Source organism: Sphingomonas sp. 67-41, assembly GCF_001899725.1.
GTDB classification, from domain to species: domain Bacteria; phylum Pseudomonadota; class Alphaproteobacteria; order Sphingomonadales; family Sphingomonadaceae; genus Sphingomonas; species Sphingomonas leidyi.
In genome coordinates this window covers 1-6,155 of record NZ_MKWJ01000024.1, presented here as the reverse complement: position 1 = coordinate 6,155, position 6,155 = coordinate 1, and the positions used below count along the sequence as shown (strand labels likewise).

General features: G+C 64.6%; 1 protein-coding gene. It reads right to left on the bottom strand.

Annotated features, from left to right (window positions below):
• The coding region (locus BGP17_RS18220) for an RHS repeat domain-containing protein (protein WP_286713027.1) at positions 1-6,146 on the bottom strand (6,146 nt) is incomplete at its 3' end.
• Positions 6,147-6,155: the final 9 nt, after the last annotated feature.

Genomic DNA, 6,155 nt, shown 5'->3' with positions numbered 1-6,155 from the left:
GCGCCGTTCGCGTCGATCGTCTCGACCAGGTTGCCGCGCGTGTCGTAGCGATAATATTCCCGCGGCGTCGCCATGGCCTGCGACAGCCCCACCGACACCGCCTCGCCCCATTTCGACGTCAGCCGGTTCGCCTTGTCATATTCGAACCAGCTGTCGCGCTGCTCGGCCAGGCCATACGCCTCGATCCGGTGCACCACATTGCCGCGCGCGTCATATTCATAGCGGTTGCGCGAGAAGGCGGCCGTGACGACGTTGCCGCTCCCGTCCAGGATCGCCTGGACCCTTTCCTCGGCCAGCAGCCCGCGGCGGTCATAGCTATAGTCGGTGATCCCACCCAGCTTGTTCACCAACCGGATCCGGTTGCCGAACGCGTCATAGCCGCTCGTCTCGACCCCGCCCTCGGCATCGGTGGTCGTCACCGCCCGGCCCAGCTTGTCGTACGCGAAGCTCGTCACCGCCGCGCCGCGCGTTACCGACGCCACTTCCCCGAACGCCGTGTAGCGCGTCGTCGTCGTGTAGTTCAGCGCGTCCACCACCGACGTCACCCGACCGGCCTGGTCGTACTCGCTGTACGTGCTGAAGCCGCGCGCGTTGGTGACGCTCACCCGCTCGCCGAATGCGTTGTAGGTAAAGTTAGTGGGCTCGGCCAAGGAATTGCGCTGCCGGACCAGGCGGCCCGCACGGTCATAGTCGAACGACGTCGTGTGGAAGTTAGGGTCCGTCGTGCTGACCAGGTCGCCCAGGCCATCATATTCATACTGGGTGATCGCCTGCTCGGGCGTGCCCGCGGCGTCGTAACGGACGAGCAGACGACCCGCCGCGTCATGAAAATACCAGATATCACTCTGGTCGACGGTGCCAAAGGCGCGCGAGACCTGCCCCAGCTGGCCGTTGCCGCGATACCAGTACCAAGTTCGCGTGCCCGCGGCGTCATATTGATCGGAGACCCGGCCTTGCACGTCGTAGACGGTCTGCGTGTCAGCATAGTCGGATGAAGCAACTGCGGCAGCTACCACCGCCGCGGTGGCGCCATCGGAAATGCTCGTCTTCAGATCATAGCGGATCGTCCGCACGACGCGGCCATCGGCATCGTAGCGGTTCTCGGTGACGAAGCCCTCGGCGTCGATCGCGTAGAGCAAGTCGCCGCGGCCATTGTAGAAGGCCCGCGTGACGCGGTTGGCCGCGTTGCCGGCGCGCGCCGCGGCCCAGGCTTCCATGTCGCCCGGCAGCGGCTGGCTCGAGGTCGGTCGGGGCTCGGCGAACGCGATCGTCTTCACGATCCGGCCGAGATCGTCATAGACATGGCCGATCACCCCGCCCGCGGCGTCGATCGCATAGATCAGCTGGCCGGCCCTGTCGTAGACATTGTAGCTGGTGCGGTTGCCCGCCGCGCCGACCAGTCCCGCGCTCGAAAGCGCGGACGCCACCGAACCCAGCGTGAAGGTACCGGGCAGCGCGATCGTTCCCGCATAGCGCGTCGTGCTGCGCACCCGGCCATAGGCCCAGGAATAGGGCTCGACATAGCCATATTCGGTGACGGCGCCGAGCGGGTCGATCTGGTAGCGGAGCAGCCCCTGGCCATCATAGACGAAATGGACATGGCGATCCGCGCCGCTGGTGCCAGCGCTCGTCGCGAGCTGATCGAGCGTGCCGGCGGCGCGATATGCCGTGCCGGTCGCATTGGCATAGGCGATCGTCTCGATCACCTGCCCGGCGCCGTCATAGAGCGTCCGGCTCAGATAGCCCTCGCCGTCCAGCGTGCCGAGCAGCAGGCCGTCCTTGTCGAAGAAGCTGCGCGAGGCCCTGTCCCCGGCGCTGCTCCCCGGCAGCAGGACGCCGCTCACCGGATTGGCGATCAGCGCCGCGATCTGGCCGCTGGACAGCTTGTTGGCATAGCCCATGGTGCGGACCAGGCGGCCCGCGCCATCATATTCATGGGCAGTGACGGCACCGTCGCCCTGGATCGTCTCCAGCACCCGGCCGGCAATGTCATAGACCGTCCAGGTCCAGACGTCGACGGTACCGCTCGCAACGGGTCGAATGCGCGCGACGTCGAGGATGCCGTCGGTCTCGCGGAGCAGCTGCATCTGCCCGACGCTGAGCGTCTGATAATAGCGGACGCTCGCAACCTGTCGCCCCTCGGCATCGTAGCGATACTCGACCATCGTGCCATCGGCAGCGACATCGGCGGTCTTTCGCCCGCGCTTGTCATAGACGTAATAATGCGTGTTGCCGCGGAAGTCCGTCGCGCTCTTCAGCCGGCCGGCCTCGTCATAGGCATAGGTGGCGGTGCCGCCGGTGACGTTCTTTCCCGCCTCGGTCAGGCTGACCAGCTCGCCGGCGCGATTATAATGCGCCGACCGGACGAGCGTCGCCTCGTCGAACGTGGACTGGACGAAATCGTCGACCGGGCGGAACGAGGCACCGTAGAAATAGGTGCTCTTGTTCTGCAGCGACTCTTCGTAATAGTTGAAGAAGCGGAGGAAGACGCTGTTGTCGGGCCGACCCGCCGACCATTGATAATTGGAGACGGCCTCGATCTTCTGTCCCGTCGCGACGTCATAGACGCCGCCATAGTTCGACGCCGTGCCCAGGGCGGATCCCTGGGGCAGCACATAGCCGACGATCTTGTACCACTTGCCCGGCTGATAGCCCGCCGCAGCGGTAGGCACCCAGTACATGAAATAGGGATTCTCGCTCGCGACGCCGGACCATTGCTGGTCGACATAGGCCGGGTACGAGGGAGTCAGGCCCAGATAGACATGGTGCTGATCGGTGGCCGATAGCTGGAAATAGATCGAGAATTCATAGGCCTGGCTGGGATCAATGGTCGCGGTGTTAGTGTAGTTGCCGCCGCCCTCGGCACTATAGTCGGCCTGTCCGGACTGGATCGCGACGACTGGCCTGCCATCGGGCCCGAGCATCCGGACCCAGTTGGTCTCGTCGACATGATAGCCAGGATTGTACCAGCCCGGCACCTGCGCATAGCCGGCCTGCACCGGCATCGGCCCCTGATATTCGCGGACCTCCGGCTTGTAGAAGAGCGTCGACCAGCCCTGATCGGCCTGCCCGTAATAGTTGAAGAAGCGCGAGGTGACCTGGTTGCTCGGCCGGCCTTCGTACCAGCGGAAATTGTTGACGCTGGCGATGCGCTGGCCGGTCGTCATGTCATAGACGCCGCCATAGTCGGCGGTATTGATGTTGGCGCTGCCCTCCGGGAAGACATAGCCGACGACCTTGTACCAGCGGTCGCTCTGCAGATTCTGGGTCTGCCAGTCCGTACCGGCACTGAAGAAATAGGGGTTGTGCTGTACCCCTCCGTCCCATGCCTGCCTCACATAGGAGCTTCCGTCCCATGCATCCTGCGCGCCGAAGTAAATGTTATGGGAATCCAGGTCAGTCTTCTTGAAGTAATAAGTGAATTCATAGGCCTTGCTGCCGTCGATGGTGATCGCATTGCTATGGTTGCCGCCGCCGGGTTCGTTCGCATCCAGCTGGCCGGTCTTGATCGCCCAGACCGGGCTGCCATCCGGCCCCGTGGTACGCGTCCAGCGCGTCTCGCCGAGATAGGACAGGACATTCGACCAGCCTTCGATCGAGGCAGGACCGCTGCCGAAGTTCAGCTGGTGCATCTCCGGCTTGTAGAAATTGGTGTAATAGCCCTGAATTTCCTTGTTGTAATAGTTGAAGAAGCGGACTCCGGCCTTGCTCCCCGTATAGGTCTCGTTCCAGCGGAAGCTGTTGACGTTCAAGACCTTGTCGCCGGTCTCCGCGTCGTAGACGCCACCGAGCGAGCCCCAGGCGACGTTCTCGGCACCTGCGGGCAGGACATAGCCCACCATCGTGTACCAGCGCCCCGCCTGAAGCGAATTGCCCGAGCCGGGAATCGCATAAGTGAAATAGGGATTGCCATCCTCGCTACCGTCCTGCCCGTTGCGGACCATCGCGTTGGCGCCGTCACCGAAAAGGCCGAAGAAGACGAGATGCTTGTTCGCCTCGGTCACCTGGAAGTTCAACGTGAACCGATAGGCCTTGGTCGGATCATAGGTGGAGAGGTTCGTTTGGTTGCCGCCGCCGGGATCATAGGCGTCGGACTGGCCGGCATTCATCGCCACGACCGGCAAGCCGTTCGGCCCGATCGTGCTGACCCACTGGGTTTCCGGAGTGTAGGAATTGTTCCAGGTCGGCAGCGTCGCCGTGCCGCCGGGCACCGAAGCCGGATTCCCCGGCCAGTTGGCGAGATCGATGAGGTTGGGCCCCTCCACTTCCTCCGGCCACCGGCTGTTGTCGACCAGGTTCGGCCCGCGCACCGGCTGGCTGCCCGCCGGCTGGGTCGGCCAGCCGCTCTGGTTGACCAGATTGCCCCCCGCCGGCAGCGTGACCGTGTCGACCTGGTTCAGCCCGTCGCGATAGATGGTGAGCGTGGTCGCGCCATTGGCATCGGTGCTCGAGATCAGGCGGCCCAGCCCGTCATAGACGAAGGTCTGCGGGTTGGTGCCGGCAACGGTCTTGCTCAGCAGCCGCCCGGCGCTGTCGTACACATAATGGGTCGTCTTGTAGTCGTTCGCGCTCGAAGGCGTGCCGTCGGCGTTCGCCGCCCCCCATTCCGTCGTCCGGGTCAGGTTCCCGCGCCCGTCATACCAGTTCTGGTGGAGCTGGACGGTGCTCTTGTCGGCGATGGCGCTGCGCCACGCATCCATCTGCGCCGCGCTCGGCGCGACATCCGCTGCCCATCCGGCAAGGTTGAAGCGCTGGTCGACATAGGTGGTGACCATCGTCGGCAGGTCATAGGTGTAGCTGTACTGCGTCACCCGGCCTTCGGCGGAGACGGTGTAGGTCAGCCGGTCCTGGCTGTCATAGACATAGCGGGTCGTCATCCCGCCCGAAGGCAGCACGCCGCCCGCGCCATCGGGATCCAGGCCGGTATAGCTGGTCTCGGTGAGGAGCCGGTTGCTCGCCGAATAGGTGCGCACCACGGTGTGGAGGGTGCCGTCCACCGTCTGCACGATGTTGCCGCGCGCATCGCGGAGATAGGCCATGTAGGAGCTGAAGCTGTTCGTCGCGAGCTTGGCCGCGCCGTCATAGCCGCGCACTGCCTCCAGATCGTCGCCGGAATATTGGAAGGTCGTGATATGCTCGGCTGCGCCCGGGCCGGCAGCGGCTTCGTCGAGCCGCGTCAGCTTGCCGACGGAATCATAGTAGAAGCGGGTTCCCACCCCGGCGGGATCGATGACCGTGGTGACCCGATTGGCGAGGTCATAGTCGATGCGGGTGGTGCGGCTGACGCCTTCGTCGACCCATTGCTTGACGGCCGTCACCCGATAGTCGCCGCCGATCTGCGCATAGGTGAACTCGATCCGGCTGCCGTCGGTCTGGGCAAGCGAGGCGACGCGCTTCGAGCTGCCGTCATAGGTGTAGAAGAGCGAATAGACGCTGCCGCCGCCGGTGAGTTCGGTATCGACGCGGCTCAACCGGTCGTAGCTGTCGTAATAATAGCGGGTGGCGGTGCCGTCGCCCGAGACGACCTGGGTGATGTGGTTGCCGCTCCAGCTATACTGGATCTGGCCGCCGTCCGCAGTGGTGACCGTGGTCAGCTTGTCGCCGGAATAGGTGAAGGTCAGGCTGTCGCCGCTGGTGGCGTCGGTCTGGCGGGTGATGACATAGCCGTTCACCCAATAGCCGTAATCCTCGACGATCCGGCCATCCTCGCTGCTCCAGTGCCAGCTGCCGTCATAGGTGACCTTGTCGCGGATGCCGGCGGAATTGGTCGCGCGATAGGCCGTGCCGTCGCTGACATAGGTGACCACGCTGCCATCGGCCGCCCGGCGCTTGACCACCGAGCCGACCGCGTTGAGCGCGCCGTCGAAGCCGAAGAGCTTGCGATCCGTGCTCTGCAGCCAGTTGTCGCCATTGTCGTCCGAGCCGTCGCCCAGGCTGTTATAGGTCCGGCTCACCGCCACGTCCGGGCCGCGGCCGACCAGGAATTCGTCCTGCCGGCTGATCAGCAGATTCCCCGTCGCGGCGTTCAGGAGGAGCTGTTCGCCACCGCGCCCGACACTGGCCGAACCCAGCAAACCCGACGATCCCAGGGCACTCCCCGATCCGCGCTCGAATCCCGTCCCGGCGCCCGTGAAGATCGCAACCATCCGTTCCCC